This is a genomic window from Streptomyces sp. NPDC103540, from assembly GCF_055584445.1.
This window is the reverse complement of sequence record NZ_JBVJMA010000001.1, coordinates 878,637-894,076: the sequence shown is the minus strand read 5'-3', so window position 1 is coordinate 894,076 and position 15,440 is coordinate 878,637. Positions and strand designations below refer to the sequence as shown.

Here is a 15,440-nt window from a genome sequence, read left to right as displayed (position 1 = left end):
GTCGAGTGGTCTAGTCCTTCTTTGGTCCAAACCATTGACTGGGGCCTGCGGTGATCGCTATCACTTCTCTCACCTGAAGCTGATGCCCTTACCTCCCACCCCCCGGAGGCAGTTCATGCACATCCGTAAACCCCTCATCGCGGCCGCCGCCACGGCCGCGCTGGCCGCCGGAGCGCTGGCCACCTTCGCGGGGCTCGGCACCGCACAGGCCGCGCCCGTCTCCCCGACGGTCAGCAGCGGCGGCGTGAAGATCGCCTACTACGACCAGTGGAGCGTCTACGGCAACGCCTTCTACCCCAAGCACCTCGACACGCGGGGCATAGCGGGCAAGCTGGACGTGATCAACTACTCGTTCGGCAACATCCACCCGACCAACCTCACCTGTTTCGAGGCGAACAAGGCGGCGGGCGACGACAACAACCCCAACGCCGGTGACGGCGCGGGCGACTCGTACGCCGACTACCAGAAGTCCTTCAGCGCGGCCGACAGCGTCAGCGGGGTCGCCGACAAGTGGGACCAGCCGATCGTCGGCGTCTTCAACCAGTTCAAGCAGTTGAAGGCCAAGTACCCGCACCTGAAGATCAACATCTCGCTGGGCGGCTGGACGTACTCGAAGTACTTCAGTGACGCGGCCAAGACCGACGCCTCCCGCAAGAAGCTGGTCTCCTCCTGCATCGACCAGTACATCAAGGGCAACCTGCCCGTCGAGGGCGGCTTCGGCGGTCCGGGCACGGCGGCCGGGATCTTCGACGGCATCGACATCGACTGGGAGTACCCGGGCTCGTCCGGCGGCCACCTCGGCAACCACTACGCCCCCGAGGACAAGCAGAACTTCACCCTCCTGCTCAAGGAGTTCCGCGAGCAGCTCGACGCCTACGGCCAGGCCAACGGCGGCAAGAAGCTCATGCTGACCGCGGCCCTCCCGGCCGGCCAGGACAAGATCAAGTACATCGAGACGGACAAGATCGGCGCGTACCTCGACTACGCGAACATCATGACGTACGACATGCACGGCGCCTGGGACGGCGACGGGCCGACGTACCACCAGTCCCCGCTGTACTCGCCGGCCGGCGACCCGACCGACCCGATCGCCCCGGGCACCCAGAAGTACAGCATCGACAACGCCATCGACTCCTGGATCGACGGCAACCCGGCCTACGGGATCGCGGGCGGCTTCCCCGCCAACAAGCTGACCCTGGGCTACGAGTTCTACTACCGCGGCTGGAAGGGCGTCCCCGCCGGGGCGAACAACGGCCTCGCGCAGAGCGCGACCGGCGCCTCCGGCGCCCGTCCCACCAGCCAGCAGGCCGGCATCGCCAACTACAAGGAGCTCGGCGGCATCGTCGACAACGCGGCGACCACCTACTGGGACGACCAGGCCAAGGCCTCCTACTTCTACAAGGACGGCGAGTTCTTCACCGGCCTGAACCAGAAGTCCATCCAGGCCCGCGTCGACTACGGCAAGCAGCGCGGCCTGGCCGGCTCGATGATGTACTCCCTGCTCGGCCTGGACGCCAACACCACCCTGCTGAACCAGATCTCGGACGCGATGGGCGGCGGCACGCAGCCCCCGACCACGCCTCCGACCACGCCTCCCACCACCCCGCCGACCACGCCCCCGACCACGCCTCCGACGACGCCGCCCACCACGGGCTGCACCGCCGCCGCGTACGTCGCCGGCCAGGTCTACACGGGCGGCACCGAGGTCTCCCACAACGGCCGCAAGTACAAGGCCCAGTGGTGGACCCAGAACGAGGTGCCCGGCACCACCGGTGAATGGGGTGTCTGGAAGGACCTCGGCGCCTGCTGATCCCCCCACCCCGCGCCGAGCGCCGAGCCGCCCTACCCCTCCCGAGGGGGTGGGGCGGTTCCGGTTTCCGCGAAGCGCGCGCGGCCGGTCGGGGCGATCATCTCGGCGATCCGTTCCGGGGCCACGGCGCGGGAGTACAGCCAGCCCTGCCCGGTGTCGCAGCCGACGCGGCGCAGCCGGGCCGCCTGGCCGGCCGTCTCCACGCACTCGGCGGTGACGGTCAGCCCGAGCCGGTGCGCGAGCTGCACCAGGGCCTCGACGATGGTCTCGTCGGCCGGGTTGGGGTGGGCGCCCTCCTCGTAGCGGAAGCCGCGCACGAAGGACCCGTCGAGCTTCAGCACGGACACGGGCAGCCGGCTCAGGTAGGCCAGGTTCGAGTAGCCGGTGCCGAAGTCGTCGATGGCGATCCGCACGCCCATGTCGCTCAGCGCCTGGAGCGCCTGGAGGGGCCGCCCGGCCGAGCCCATCACCGCGGACTCGGTCAGCTCCAGCTGGAGCAGCTGCGGGGCCAGCCCGGTCTCGGCGAGGATCTCCGCGACGTCGCCCACCAGGTCGGAGTCCCACACCTGGCGCACGGCCACGTTCACGGAGACGAAGACGGGGCAGTCGCTGGGCTGTTCGATCTGCCAGCGGCGCGCCTGCCGGCAGGCGGTGCGCAGCACCCACTGCCCCAACTGCACGATGGAGCCGTCCTCTTCGGCGATGCCGATGAACCGATTCGGCGTCAGGACGCCGAATTGCGGGTGCCGCCAGCGCACCAGGGCCTCGACCCCGCGCACGGTGCCGCTCTCCAGGTCCACCAGCGGCTGGTACTCCAGCTCGAACTCGCCGCGCTCCACGGCCGGGCGCAGCGTGCTCGACAGGGCCTGGCGCGTCATGCGGTGCGCGTTGCGCTCGGGGTCGAAGAGCGTCCAGCGGGCCTTGCCGTCGGCCTTGGCCCAGTACAGGGTCGTGTCGGCCGCCTGCATCAGCCCCGTCGCCGAGGTGCCGGCCGCGTCCCGTTCCACCACTCCGATCGACGCGGATACCGACAGGCGCTGCCCGGCCAGGTCGAAGGGCTCCTGCACGGCGGCCAGCACGCCGCGCGCCAGGTCCGTGAGCTGCTCGGTCCCGGTGGACTCCTCCACGAGGAGGGCGAACTCGTCGCCGCCGAGCCGGGCCACCAGGTGGCCGCCCGTACGCCCGTACCCGGACCGGTCGGCGCACTGGGTCAGCCGGGCCGCCACGGCGGTCAGCAGCCGGTCGCCGACGCGGTGGCCCAGGGTGTCGTTGACGGCCTTGAAGCCGTCCAGGTCCAGGTAGCACAGGCCGATCCGGCCGGTGCCGCCGCCGGGGCCGTACGCGGGGGCCTCCAGCGCCGCCTGGAGCCGCTCGAAGAACAGGGCCCGGTTGGGCAGCCGGGTCACCGGGTCGTGCATCTGGAGGTGGCGCAGGCGGGCCTGGAGGTCGCGCCGGTCGCTGATGTCGGCGACCGACAGCAGGACGTCCCCGGTGCCGGGGATCGGGCCGAGGGTGACCTCGGTCCACAGGGAGTGCCCGTCGGGGTGCTTGAGGCGGCGCGTGCAGCGCAGTCGGGCCTGCCGTCCGCGCAGCACCTCCTGGTACGCCTGCCAGGTGCGGGCCTCCGCCGCCAGGTCCACCAGGTCGGCGGCGCCGCGTCCGGCGAGCTCGTCCGCGCCGGTGCCCAGCAGCGCGGCGAGTGCCTGGTTGGCGGTGATGACCTCGCCGTCGCGACCGACGACGGCCATCGCCAGGTGGGCCGCGTCGAAGGCGGCCCGGTAGTCGTGTGCGGCGTCCGGCACGGCCGGCACCGCCTGGTGACGCTCCGTAAGGGCCGATCGGATGCTGCCGGCCGCCGAACCGGTCCCCTCTGAGGTTCCGCTCACCGTTGGCTCCCGCAGTGCTCGTGAGTGTCCGTGCAGGAAAGTGTGCCGATCATAGAGGCCGGCGGGAGGCGCTATCCAGCCACGTCGCCGTGTGGAACAAGGTCCGTCGCCGTGCTGACGCCCCACGGGGGCTCCGTCGGGCGACTGCTGACGGGGTGTCGGGCCGGGGGAGCGTGATCGTTTCTGTGCGGCTGTGAGCGCATGGCGGCGATGCCTGATCCCGGGTGACCGATAGTGACGGCCTGTAGGCAAACCCGCGTAGGGGCCAGGTCACCGGCTTGCCGCATCGCTCACTCGTGTGGGGCAGCGGAACAGGACATTAATAAGACAATCGCCTCAAGGTGGACGAGATGGTACGAATCCACCACCGGAGGTCGATGTGCCGCGACAGCAGACACCCGGGGGAGTGGACCGTTCCCGCGTCCGAAGTACGGCGGCCGTCCTCACCTCGATGACCGCGCTCGCCGCCATGTCGCTCGTCGCCGGCCCCGCGGTGGCCGACACCGGGGCCGCCCCCTGCGCGCTGACCCGCACGGCCGCGCACCACTCCCTCGGGGTGGACACCTGGAACGGCGCCTACCCCAAGCCCGAGCGCACCCTCGACGCGGTCATGGTCTTCCTCTCCTTCCCCGACCACCGCCCCACCGTCGGCACGGAGGAACTGACCTCCGACTATTTCCCCGCCACCAGCGAGTTCTTCGCGCGGGCCTCCTACGGCCGCTTCCGCCTCGCCCCCCACCCGATGAAGCGGTGGGTCCCGATGCCCCAGCCGTCGACGGCCTACGGGATACAGCGCGACTGGGCCCCCGAGAACCGGGCCGCCTACCTGCGGGACGCGGTCGCCGCCGCCGACCCGGAGGTCGACTTCAGCGCGTACGACGTCGTCTACTTCGTCGCCGACCCGAACGCGCCCGGGGTGGACTCCGACGCGACGAAGGTCGTCAACTTCGACCGCCCCCTGCGGGCCGACGGCACCGACCTGCGCCGGATCGTCACCGTCTTCGAACGGCACCCGCCCGACCGCAACGTGCTCGCGCACGAGACGGGGCACGTCTTCGACCTGCCCGACCTCTACCACCGCCCGAGCGACGGCAAGGGCGACTGGGACACCTACGTGGGCGACTGGGACGTCATGGGGAGCCAGTTCGGCATGGCCCCCGACCTGTTCGCCTGGCACAAGTGGAAGCTGGGCTGGCTGGACTCCTCGCAGGTCGACTGCGTACGGTCCGGCACCTCCCTGCACACCCTCCAGCCCCTCGGCCAGGCCCCGCCCGCCGGCGGTACGGGCGGGACCCGGCTCGCGGTCATCCGCACCGGTCCGGGCAGCGCCGTCGCCGTCGAGGCGCGGGGCTCCGCCGGCAACGACGGGGACACCTGCACCGAGGGAGTGCTCGTCTACCGGGTCCGCAACGAGGCCTCCTCGGGCGGCGGCCCGATCGAGGTGCTGGACGCGCATCCGGGCACGGAGGCCTGCTGGGACCGCTCGGTGTACCCGCCGCTCGCGGACGCGCCGCTGGAGGTCGGGGAGACCTTCACGGTGCCGGGTGAGCGGATCACCATCGAGGTCGCGGACCGGACCCAGTCCGGGGCGTACACCGTGAAGATCACCACGTAGGCGCTTCAGGCGGGACGGCTGGACGGCGGAACCGCGGTCCCGACGTCCCGCGGACACGAAGAAGGCCCCCACTCCGAGGAGTGGGGGCCTTCTTCCGTCTGTGCGCCGCCAGGGACTCGAACCCCGGACCCGCTGATTAAGAGTCAGCTGCTCTAACCAACTGAGCTAGCGGCGCTTGCTGACGAGGTAGACATTAGCACCCGGCCGCCGAGAGGAAAAATCGATGCCGGTCAGCGGGCTGCGTGCAGGAACGCCCAGAGCAGCGAGTCCGGGCCCGGCAGCCAGGGCAGACGGGTGTCCGGGGCCACCAGCCAGCGGGACGGACCGGGGGGCGGCGTCAGGGCCGGCACCGTCACCGCGTCCCCGTGGCCGTGGCACAGCGGCGTCGGGGCGCCCGGCCCCCACTCCTCCCAGGCCAGCAGGGCCGGCAGCCGCTGGGCGGTGCCCGGGGTCGCGAACAGCAGCATCCGCCCCCGGTGCACGGCGGCCGGGCCGGAGCCGGGGCCCCGCTCCCAGAGCAGGTCCAGCATCCGGCGGCCGAGGACCAGCGGGACGTTGACGACGTCGAAGGCGGTCCCGCAGGGCAGCACCGCGGGGGAGGTCGGCCGGTTCTGCCAGGCGGCGAGGGTGGCGCGCGGGTGCGCGGACGCGGAGGCCAGCCAGGCGGCGCCCTGCGGGGTCACCTGGCCGACGGGCGCGGTGCGCGCGTCGAGGCCTTCGAGGGCGGGACAGGTGGCAGCCGTCAGCGTCGTCATATGCCATGGTCTACCCGGCGTAGTGACCCGGTTCCTCGGGGTTACCGAAAACCGGGACAGGGCCGCGGTCGGCGGTGTATGTTGCGCCGCGCATATGCCGCGGGCCGATGGCCGGGGCGCCCGCCCCCCGGTGCCCCGCGTGCGGGCGGGGCGAGGGGGTCGGCGGGTCGGGGCGTCAGTCGAGGTCGGGGGCGGTGCCCCGCTGGAGGTCCTCGCCGAACTCGATCATCCTGCGCGCGTAGTCCTCGGTCCAGTCGGCCGCCGCGGCGATGGCGTCGGGCGGAAGCCGGTCGAACCGTCGGGGGTCCGCGAGCTGGGCGGCGGCCAGGGCCTGGAACTCCACCGCTCTGTCCTGCGCGGCCCGGAAGGCGAGCGCCAGCTCGGTGGCCCGGGCGAGCAGCTCGCGCGGGTCCTCGATCGACTCCAGGTCGAAGAAGTGCTCGGGGTCCGTGGCGGCCTCCGAGGGCTCGAAGAGCAGCGGCGCGGGCCGCAGCCTCCGCTCGGTCCGCTCGGGATCTGCCATGCGTGTCCTCCTGCTGGGCGTGCGAAAAGCTTCCGGGCCACCCACCATTGTCCAACGCCGCGCAAGAGTGCGGCAGGTCACAGCGTGACGGGCTCCTTGGCCAGCGCCGCGACGTCGTCCAGTACGCCGGTCAGGCGGTCGGCGAAGTCCTCCGGGGCCTCGAAGCCCTCGGGCCCGATGAGGGCGTTGACGCCGGGGACGGCCAGGGAGCGCGCGGCGGGCAGCATGCCGACGCGGGTGAGCACCGGGAGCAGCATCTCGGCGGCCGGGGCGCCGCCCGTGGGGCCCGCGCTGTAGCTGACGAGGCCGACCGGCTTGCCGTCCCACTCGCGGTAGAGGAAGTCGATGGCGTTCTTGAACGCGGCGCTGAAGCCGCCGTTGTACATCGGCATCACGAAGACGAAGGCGTCGGCGGCCTCGACGACCGCGCTCCAGTCGCGGGTGTGCTGGTGGGTGTAGATGCCGCTGGAGGCGTACTCGGGCTCGTCGAGGAGCGGCAGGGCGATGTCGGCGAGGTCCACGGGGGTGACCTCGAAGGCGCCGTGGGTGCGGGCCTGCTCGGTGACCCAGCGGGCGAGCGGGCGGCCGGAGGAGGTCGGGCGGGTGGCGGCGGAGACGACGTGCAGGCGGGTCATGGGGTGAACTCCCTTGAGGGTCCGGTGTGGTGTTCCGGACGCATGATGGTGGTTGACGTGTCACCCAGCAAAGCCACACCCGCATGATGTGTCAACTACCTTGTTGACGCATCACCGACCTGGTTGGAGTGGATCCATGACCCGAGACCCCGATCCCGCGCCGCGTTGGCTCACCGAGTCCGAGCAGCGGGCCTGGTACGCCTGGCGCCGGATGTTCCCCCTGGTCAACGCCGGGATCGCGCGCGATCTCGGGCAGGACAGCGGGCTCTCCGAGGCGGACTACGACGTCCTGTCCGTGCTCGGCTCCACCGAGGGTCACCGCACCAGGATCAGCGCGCTCGCCCTGCTCATGCAGTGGTCGCGCAGCCGGCTCTCCCACCAGCTCACCCGGATGGAACAGCGCGGCCTGGTCCGCCGCGAGGAGGTGGCCTCGGACGGACGCGGCGCGCAGGTGGTGCTCACCCCCGCCGGGGTGGGGGCCATCACCGAGGCGGCGCCGCTGCACGTGGAATCCGTACGCCGCCACCTCATCGACGTCCTCACCCCCGAACAGCTCGCCACCCTCGCGGAGGTGGGCGAGGCCCTCCGGGCCCGGCTCGGCGTCGCCCGCAAGGAGGCCGACTGACCCTCCGGCGTTTCTCCACCGGCGCTGTGCGCGCCGTCCGTCGGTCGCCGTCCGTCGGTCGTGGGTCGCGGGTCGCCCCGACGGCTCAGTCGCGGATCAGCATGACGACGAACCCCGCCACCAGGCCCGCCAGCACCCCGAGCAGGGAGAGTCGGGGGCGCGACTCGCGCAGCACGGGCAGCAGGCGGTCGACCGCGAACCGGCCCGGCCCGGTGAGGGTGAGGGCGACGATCCCCGCGAACAGCACCACTTCGAGCTCCACGCCCTTGGGCGGGAAGTAGTGGCTCAGCCCGCGCACGTCGAGGATGTTGACGAAGACGCCGATCAGCGCCGCGCCGGCGAGCGGCGTGAACAGCCCGAGCGCCAGGGCGAGACCGCCCAGGGTCTCGGAGAGCCCGGCGATGACGGCCATGGCGTCCCCGGCGGGGTACCCGGCCATCGAGAAGCCCTTGCCGGTCGCGCTCAGACCCGGACCGCCGAACCAGCCGAAGAGCTTCATCGACCCGTGGCCGGCCATCGTGAGGCCGATGACGATCCGCAGCAGCAGCAGTCCGACGTCGTGCGTGACGGTGCCGGTGGGGACCGCTCCGGCGGGATACCCGTACCCCACGCGGCCTTGCCGTTCGTACGCCATGGACGTCCGTCCTTCCGTCACCGGTGAGCGACGGCCACCCTATGACGCCCGCCCGGAATGTCCGTCTCGCGACATCGCGGGACCATGCCGTCGACCCGTTCGGCCGCAGCGGCACCACCCCTCAGGGCCGCCACGCCACGCGGTGCTCGGACAGGTGTGCCAGCACGGAATGGTTCGCCTCCCAGCCGTCCGGGAACTTGACCGTCACCCCCAGCTGCACCGGGTCCGTCGAGGGGTGGTCGTCCAGGAGCTCCGCTATGCCCGCCCGGGCCACCACCACGCAGGCGTGGCGGTGCCGCGAGGCCAGGACGCACAGCCGGCCCGTCTCCAGATGGAACGCCGTCGCGTCCGGGCGCCCGGACAGGGGGTGCAGCACCACCGTGAGGTCGTACTCGCGGCCCTGGAGGCGGTTCGCGGTGTCCACGGTCACCCCCGCCACGCCCAGCGCCGCCAACGCGGCCCGGACGGCGGCGGCCTGGTCGCGGTGGGCCGTGCCGACCGCGATCCGGTCCGACGTCAACGGCACCGGCCCCGGAGCCTGCTCGTCGGAGGTCACCGCGCCCCGGTCCAGCGCCCGCCGCACGACCAGCGCCACCGCCCGCACCGCCTCCGGATCCGTGCGCGGGGTGTGCCGCGCCGGCAGCTCCAGCAGGCCCCAACCCGACTCGGCGGCCTCGTCCAGCACCCGGTCCGGGCCCGAGCCGTCCCCCGCGACCCCGTACGAGAGCCGCCGCTCGCCCGGGCCCGTACCGCTGCGGAAACGGCTGTACGGGTAGAACGCCCGCGACACCAGCGGCGCCGCGCTCGCCGGGAGCCGCCACGACACCGGCAGCCGGTGCTGCGGCAGCTGCGGGTTGTGCGCCAGCAGGGTGGACACCGCCGACGCCGAAGGGTCGTAGGACAGCCCCGCCCACTGCTCCGCGCCGACCACGCTGAAGGGGTCCAACTGCCCCGGATCGCCCACGAACAGCGCCCGGTCGAACAGCCCGGCCACCGCCAACAGCGCGTCGGAGCGCATCTGGTACGCCTCGTCGACGATCGCGTGCTCCCAGGGCTCGACGTCCTTGACGTAGGCCCACTTCGCGGCGGTGGAGATGGTGATCGGCAGCTCCGTCAGGTCCGCGGGCTTCGCGGACAGCGTCACCGAGCGCAACTCCCGCAGCGCCGGATCGTAGGCCTCGCCGTCACTGCTGTGCAGCCGTCCGACCTTCAGCTCCGGATCCTTGTCGGCGAGCCGCAGTACCAGGTCGTCGACCTGGGCGTTCGTCTGCGCGACCACCATCAGCCGGCGCCCGGCGGCGGCCAACTCCCGGGCCGCGCGCACCACCAGCGTGGACTTCCCGGCCCCGGGCGGGGAGTCCACGACCACACCCCGCTCCGTGCCGTGCAGCGTGTCGCGCAGGATGGCGGCGGTCGCCCGGGCGGCGGCCGCGCCCGGGTCGAAGCCGGCGTCGGGGGCGGGGTCGGAACCGGGGCCCAGGGCCCGGACGGAGACGGTCACAGGAGGTCCTCGTCGGTGACGGAATCGGGCAGCGCGGTCGAGCCCGGCAGCCCGGGCGGGCCGCCGTGCGTCCAGGGGGTGTTCTCCGGGTCGGGCAGCTTCGGGCCGCCCCGCGCGTCGTGCTCGAACAGGGTCCAGCACACCCGGTCGCCCTTCTCCGGGACCGAACCCGGCACGGGCTCGCGGCCCGCGCCCATCTTGTCGAGGACGCGCAGCACCAGCCGCCCGTCCTCCTCGACGCCCACGAACGCGAACGCCTGCTGGCGTCCGTCCAGCGAGCGGTAGACCTTCCCGCCACCGCCCTCCGCGAGCTGCGGCCGGTCCTCGGTGGCCACCGTGACCAGCGGGCGCGGACGGGGCCGCTTGCCCTCGGTCCACTCCATGACCACCTCCGTCACCTCGCCGGCGAAGGCCTCGCCCGCCAGCCGCCGCCCCGCCATGACCAACGGGTCGTCGAGCGCCTCCTGGGCGTCGAGACGGACCTGCTCGGTCTCGCGGGTGGCGAGCTTCTGGGCCGCCGTCACCGCGTCGTCTCGGCGCGGCTGCGGCGGCTCGCCCGCGCGCACCCGGTCGCGGTGGCCGGTGAACGACCAGCGGTCGCGGGTCCAGCGCTCCTCGGTGCGCTCGCCGGCCGGCAGACCGCGCAGCAGCGCGACGGCCTCCCATGTCTGCCGCCAGGTGTTCTCCATCTGGCCCCGGACCAGCTCCCGGACCTCCCGCTCGGCGGCCCCGACCGCGGCGCCCGTCGGATCGGCGCCGCCCTGCGCCGCGGCGCGGGCCGCGTCGAAGCGGGCGATGGCCGGGGCCAGCAGCCGGTTGTCGAAGGCGGGATCGGTGGCGGGGCCGGCCGGCGGGACCAGCAGTTGGCCGTCCGGACCCCGCTCCAGTTCGGCGCGCAGCGCCCACCGCGCCCCCGACACCCCCTCGGGCGGGGCTATCCAGCCCAGCAGGGCGCCGAGGTGCTGGTCCTCCAGGTTGCTCTGGCCGGTGGCCCAGTGCCGGCCGAGGAGTTCGGTCGCGGCCACCAGCATCGAGGAGCCGGGCACGCGGGCGCGTTCGCCGAGGTGGGTGAACCAGCGCCCCAGCAGCGGGACCCGGGTCGGCACCGGGTAGGGGTTCTCCGGGTCCTCCTCGGCGGTCCGCCGGAAACGCATCGAGCGGCCGAGGAGGCGTACGTACTCCACGCCCGCGCGGCTCGGCACGACGATCTGCGGCGCGTCCACGCACAGTTCGGCCTCGACCTTGACCTTCCGGCCGGTCTCCGGATCCGTCTCGGTGCGCTCGGCGGGCTCGACGACGTCCGCGTACGCCTCGACGTACGGCATCACGTGCTCCGCCAGGGCGGCCAGGAACTGCCAGCGCAGGTCGCGGTCGCGCGGCTGCGGGACGACCAGCACCGCGGGGTCGCGCGGATCGGTGCCCACCATCACGCCGAGCGGGGCCCCGGCCTCACCGGCCGTGGTCAGGGGTACGAGGACCAGCGGGTTCTCGCCCAGGTGGCGGTGGCGGACGGTCGCCAGCGGCCGGGCGCGCCCCGCGCGGACCGCCTCCAGCCGGGCCAGGGTGCTCATCAGGGGCATGCGGGGGGCTCCGGGACGTGCTGCGGGGACCGCGCGGCGGCCTGCTCCAGGGCCTCGGCGCGCAGCCGTGCGGCCCGGCGCAGCGCTTCGGCGGCGGGATCGTCGGGGTCGTGGGCTTCGTGGGCTTCGGGGGAGTGGGGGTCGTGGGCTCCGGGCGGGGTCCCGCAGGCCGCGGCGAGGGCCGCCTCGACGGTGGTCAGTCCGCCCAGCTCGCCCCGTACGGACCGGCCCAGCGCGGTCGGTTCCCCGGCGGCGCGGGCCCGTTCGCGGCAGTGGAAGGCCAGCTCGCAGGCGGCCAGGCACTCGGGGGCGTAGGAGGCGGAGACGGCGGAGACGGCCGCGGTCAGTTCCTCGGCGGGGCGGGCCGGATCGAAGGTCAGTCCGGCCGGCAGGGCGGCGGCCAGGTCCTCGACCCGGGTCAGCCGATCCAACTGGCGCAGGGTGACGGCGCGTTCCCGGCGGATGTCGACGAGCGCGGCGGTGGGCAGGTTGGAGAAGTCCTTCGGGCACACGAGCAGCACCCGGTGGTCGACCTCCGCCCGCTCCAGCTTCGCGGCGGTCCGCTCCAGGGCCAGCGCGTACACGGCGGCCTGCCGGGCGGCGGCCCCCACCTTCGCGGCGTCGGCGGCGCCGTCGATCATCGGGAACGACTTGATCTCCACCACGGTCCAGCGGCCGTCGGGGTGCACGACGACGGCGTCCGGCTCCAGGTAGGCGGGGGTGCCCGCCACCTCCAGGGCGAGCATGGGGTGGTCGAGCAGGGTCCACGTGCCGGCGGCGGTGGCCTCCCGCAGGGCCAGGGCCGTCCGCGCGGCGCGGCCCTCGGGGCCGGCGGCGGTGAGGTCGGGGACCCGGTCGGCGGCGCCGGGCGGTTCGGCTTCCGGGTCGAGGCGGGAGTGGACCAGCCGCAGCAGTTCGGCCCCGCCGTCGGCCTTGACCTTCGCCTCGAAGGAGTTCCCGCGCACGATGGCGAACTGGGACTGTCCAAAGGAGGCGGGCGAGCCCAGGGCGGTGGCGAGCGCCGTTTTGTCCACGCCGGCGCCGTCGAGCAGGGCGCGTCTGCCGCATCCGGGGTTGGCGGCGAGCGCGGCGAGCGCCCGTGCGTCGAGGGGACGGGGCGGAACGGCGGGGCCGCGCAGGTCGGCGAGCCGCTGCCGCAGGGTCGTGTGGGGCGGGCCGCCGGTCGGGTAGGAGCTCACGGGCGGAAGTGTCCCATCCGCCACTGACAATCGTGGTCGTAAGGCCGAAACGCGCGCGCTGTTCGCCCGCCGGTCCGGGTCCGGACACGTCGGGGTCCGTCCCGACGTGGGCGGTCGCGTCCCCGCGTGGGCGGTCCGTCCCGAACGGGCGGGGCCGGTGGGGTGGGCGGGCTCGGCGGGTCCGGTGGGGTGGGCGGGTCCGGTGGGTCCGGTCGGCGTCGAGCGGGCCGCTGCCGGGGCCCCGTACGGTGTGGATCTTCGTCGGTCGGTCGGACGGTCGGACGGTCGGCCTGTCGGGTCACCGGGGTGGCGGGTCGCCGGATCGTCGGGCGTCGCCTCGTCGGGCGTCCGTCCGACGATGGTGTCCGGCCACGTCGTGGATGATGGTCTGACGAGCCGATCGCCCGATAGTCGCGCGAACCCCTACGGACCGGGAGAAACATCCATGGCCCCCCGCATCCTCCTCGCCCGCCACGGCCAGACGGCCTGGTCGAAGCTCGGCAAGCACACCGGACGCACGGACGTGCCGCTGCTGGAGGAGGGCAGGCTCGGCGCCAAGCAGCTCGGCGAGCGCCTCGCCCGGGACCCGTGGGCGAGCCTGCGCGGCCTGGAGGTGCGCACCAGCCCCCTGGTCCGCGCGAGCGAGAGCTGCGACCTCGCCGGCTTCGGCGCCCAGGCCGACGCCTGGGACACGCTCATGGAGTGGGACTACGGCGACTACGAGGGCATGACCCCCGCCGAGATCCAGGCCGTCCGACCCGGCTGGCTGATCTGGCGCGACGGCGTCCCCGGCGGCGAGTCCGTCGCCGACGTCGCGGCGCGCGCGGACGAGGTGGTCGCCTGGGCGCGCTCGGCCGAGCGGGACGTGCTGGTCTTCGCGCACGGTCACATCCTGCGCACCCTCGCCGCGCGCTGGCTCGGCTTCGAGGCCTCCTTCGGCGCGCGCATCCGCCTCGACCCCACCTCCCTGTCGGTCCTCGGATGGGCCTACGGGGCCCCCGCGCTGGAGCGCTGGAACGACACGGGCCACCTGGAGGGCTGAACCCCGCCCGGCCGCCCGCCGCCCTGGCCCGCCGCCCTGGCCCGCGCGCCGCGGCGCCGGGTCAGGCCTGCGCGTGCCGGGTCAGGAAGGCGCCCACGCGCGGGGAACGCTGGTGCGGGACCAGGACGCGGGCCGTCTCGTTCAGCATCGACCGGATCCGCGTCGAGCGGACCTCGGTGAGCAGGTCCAGCACCCGGCCCCCCGCCCAGGCGGCCTCGTCGGGCGCCCCCGCCCGGGCCAGGTCGTCGGCCAGCTCGGCGGTGTAGAGCGCCACGTTCCGCGCGAAGTGCGGTTCCTGGAGGTCGGCCGCGCGGCGGGCGTGCCGGGCCGCGCGGCCGTGTTCCCCGAGGGCCGCCCAGCAGCGGGACTCCAGCGACTCCAGTTCGGCCTCGCCGAAGAAGGACATCCACTCCGGGTCGGCGGTCGAGGGGCCCCGCGAGAACTCGGTGTGCGCCCGCGCCAGCGCCTCCTCGCAGGCCTTGCGGTCGCCCAGCCCCGCCCAGCCGCCCGCCTCCCGCAGCGCCAGCAGCGCCAGCAGCCGGGGCGAGCCCAGCGCGCGCGCCGCCCGCCGGCCCGCCTGGGCCGCCCGTACCGACTCGCGCGGACGCCCGCAGTCCCGGGCCAGGAAGGCCATGTTGCTGAAGGCGTGCGCCTCCAGGCCCGCGTCGCCGGCCACCCGGGCGGTGGCCAGGGCCTCGGAGTAGTGGGAGCGGGCGTCCTCGTACCGGCCCGAATCGTGCGCGAGCCAGCCCACCGAGACGGCCAGCTCGCCGGCCCCCGCGTGCAGCCGGTCCTCCGTCGACTGCCGGGTGGCTCCCGCGTCGAGCAGTGCGTAGGCGGTGCGCAGCGGCCCGGCCGCCCGACGGTAGAGGGCGTCGGCGCCGTGCCGGTCGTCCAGCAGCCGGATCTGGCGGACGGCGTCCTCGACGGCCTCGGCCTCGGCCTCGCCGGCCCGGGACGGGAGCCGGCGGGCGTCGCCGAGCAGGGTGAGGCTGAGCGTCGCGGCCGCCACGGTCGCGGATCCGCCCGCCATGAACGCGCGACGCAGCACGTCGCTCTCCTTGGAACGGTGGGGGGAGGGGAGGGAGCGGACGTACGGGGCGGGGGCGTCGGCCGCGGGCGGCGCGGACACCGCCCGCCGGCCGGAGCGGCCGCGTACGGCCTCGCGCGGGGCGAAGCCGAGGTCGGTCAGGGTGCGGCCGGGGAACATGTGGAGGAAGACCCGCTCGTAGGCGTAGTTGGGGCAGCGGATCTCGCCCGACTCGACCCGGCCGATGTAGCGGGCGTCGCAGGAAACCGTTTCGCCGATCTCCCGGGCCGCCCTGCGCACCAGGGCCGCGAACTCGGCCGGCGAGTGCCGACCGCGCAGCCGCCGGAAGGAGGAGTTGGGTGAGTGGGGGGACGCCGCCATGGACGTGGCCTCTCTGGGCGATCTCTGGGCGATCTCGGGTTGCCCCGGCCGTACTCGGCTTCGCTTCCGGCGCGGGGCGCCGGCGCGCACGAACGTACCGCCGCCGGAGAGGGCTCCACACGGTGTTTGGCTACAAAACGGATATCTCACCCGCGATCCGCCATGAACTGCCATCCTTTGCGGCGTCTTGCCGCCGCACCTGTTGACGCCCCCGTGCGTTGAAC

At 73.9% G+C, this 15,440-nt stretch carries 12 protein-coding genes, 1 tRNA gene and 1 pseudogene; 4 read left to right on the top strand and 10 right to left on the bottom strand.

Annotated elements, in window-relative coordinates; all coding sequences use genetic code 11:
- The first annotated feature begins 115 nt into the window (after positions 1 to 115).
- Positions 116 to 1,810: a glycosyl hydrolase family 18 protein gene (locus ACZ6ZI_RS03970; RefSeq protein ID WP_363054441.1), complete on the top strand. Its 1,695-nt coding sequence runs from the start codon at positions 116 to 118 to the stop codon at positions 1,808 to 1,810.
- Between the two features lie 32 nt (positions 1,811 to 1,842).
- Here ACZ6ZI_RS03970 and ACZ6ZI_RS03965 read toward each other — a convergent pair whose 3' ends face one another.
- Positions 1,843 to 3,696 (bottom strand): putative bifunctional diguanylate cyclase/phosphodiesterase, encoded by a 1,854-nt coding sequence (locus tag ACZ6ZI_RS03965; RefSeq protein WP_469515423.1) that lies wholly within the window; start codon positions 3,694 to 3,696, stop codon positions 1,843 to 1,845.
- A gap of 379 nt (positions 3,697 to 4,075) precedes the next feature.
- Here ACZ6ZI_RS03965 and ACZ6ZI_RS03960 point away from each other — a divergent pair, with 379 nt between their 5' ends.
- Positions 4,076 to 5,311: a M6 family metalloprotease domain-containing protein gene (locus ACZ6ZI_RS03960; RefSeq protein WP_469515420.1), complete on the top strand. Its 1,236-nt coding sequence runs from the start codon at positions 4,076 to 4,078 to the stop codon at positions 5,309 to 5,311.
- Between the two features lie 101 nt (positions 5,312 to 5,412).
- On the opposite strand, the gene ACZ6ZI_RS03955 is transcribed toward ACZ6ZI_RS03960, so the two are convergent.
- The 4 genes and pseudogenes from ACZ6ZI_RS03955 to ACZ6ZI_RS03940 all read right to left on the bottom strand — a co-directional run bounded on the left by ACZ6ZI_RS03955 (position 5,413) and on the right by ACZ6ZI_RS03940 (position 7,224).
- A tRNA-Lys gene (locus ACZ6ZI_RS03955) sits at positions 5,413 to 5,486 on the bottom strand.
- Positions 5,477 to 6,066: pseudogene (locus ACZ6ZI_RS03950) on the bottom strand (bifunctional DNA primase/polymerase). The gene ACZ6ZI_RS03955 and the pseudogene ACZ6ZI_RS03950 overlap by 10 nt, the downstream one beginning before the upstream one ends.
- A gap of 175 nt (positions 6,067 to 6,241) precedes the next feature.
- Positions 6,242 to 6,589: a hypothetical protein gene (locus ACZ6ZI_RS03945; protein ID WP_469515417.1), complete on the bottom strand. Its 348-nt coding sequence runs from the start codon at positions 6,587 to 6,589 to the stop codon at positions 6,242 to 6,244.
- A 77-nt stretch (positions 6,590 to 6,666) separates the two neighbouring features.
- Complete coding sequence (locus ACZ6ZI_RS03940; RefSeq protein ID WP_469515414.1) at positions 6,667 to 7,224, bottom strand: NADPH-dependent FMN reductase; 558 nt, start codon at positions 7,222 to 7,224, stop codon at positions 6,667 to 6,669.
- 136 nt (positions 7,225 to 7,360) lie between these two features.
- Between ACZ6ZI_RS03940 and ACZ6ZI_RS03935 the strand changes: the two genes are divergently transcribed.
- A complete protein-coding gene (locus ACZ6ZI_RS03935) occupies positions 7,361 to 7,849 on the top strand; it encodes a MarR family winged helix-turn-helix transcriptional regulator (RefSeq protein ID WP_469515413.1) in 489 nt (162 codons plus the stop codon).
- A gap of 85 nt (positions 7,850 to 7,934) precedes the next feature.
- On the opposite strand, the gene ACZ6ZI_RS03930 is transcribed toward ACZ6ZI_RS03935, so the two are convergent.
- The 4 genes from ACZ6ZI_RS03930 to ACZ6ZI_RS03915 all read right to left on the bottom strand — a co-directional run bounded on the left by ACZ6ZI_RS03930 (position 7,935) and on the right by ACZ6ZI_RS03915 (position 12,763).
- On the bottom strand, positions 7,935 to 8,483 hold the full coding sequence (locus tag ACZ6ZI_RS03930) for a DoxX family protein (RefSeq protein ID WP_363054435.1): 549 nt from the start codon (positions 8,481 to 8,483) through the stop codon (positions 7,935 to 7,937).
- 121 nt (positions 8,484 to 8,604) lie between these two features.
- Entirely contained in the window at positions 8,605 to 9,984 is a 1,380-nt protein-coding gene (locus ACZ6ZI_RS03925; RefSeq protein WP_469515409.1) for an AAA domain-containing protein, read from the bottom strand.
- Positions 9,981 to 11,564 carry a hypothetical protein gene (locus ACZ6ZI_RS03920; protein ID WP_469515407.1) on the bottom strand — a complete coding sequence of 528 codons (1,584 nt, stop codon included), beginning with the start codon at positions 11,562 to 11,564 and terminating at the stop codon, positions 9,981 to 9,983. The genes ACZ6ZI_RS03925 and ACZ6ZI_RS03920 overlap by 4 nt, the downstream gene beginning before the upstream one ends.
- A complete protein-coding gene (locus ACZ6ZI_RS03915) occupies positions 11,555 to 12,763 on the bottom strand; it encodes a hypothetical protein (RefSeq protein WP_469515404.1) in 1,209 nt (402 codons plus the stop codon). Before ACZ6ZI_RS03915 ends, ACZ6ZI_RS03920 begins: the two co-directional genes overlap by 10 nt.
- Before the next feature lie 445 nt (positions 12,764 to 13,208).
- Here ACZ6ZI_RS03915 and ACZ6ZI_RS03910 point away from each other — a divergent pair, with 445 nt between their 5' ends.
- Positions 13,209 to 13,805, top strand: coding sequence for a histidine phosphatase family protein (locus tag ACZ6ZI_RS03910; protein ID WP_363054430.1), 597 nt, complete (start codon positions 13,209 to 13,211; stop codon positions 13,803 to 13,805).
- Between the two features lie 61 nt (positions 13,806 to 13,866).
- Here the strand turns inward: ACZ6ZI_RS03910 and ACZ6ZI_RS03905 are convergent, their stop codons facing one another.
- Positions 13,867 to 15,216 carry a tetratricopeptide repeat protein gene (locus tag ACZ6ZI_RS03905; protein WP_469515400.1) on the bottom strand — a complete coding sequence of 450 codons (1,350 nt, stop codon included), beginning with the start codon at positions 15,214 to 15,216 and terminating at the stop codon, positions 13,867 to 13,869.
- Between the last annotated feature and the right edge of the window lie 224 nt (positions 15,217 to 15,440).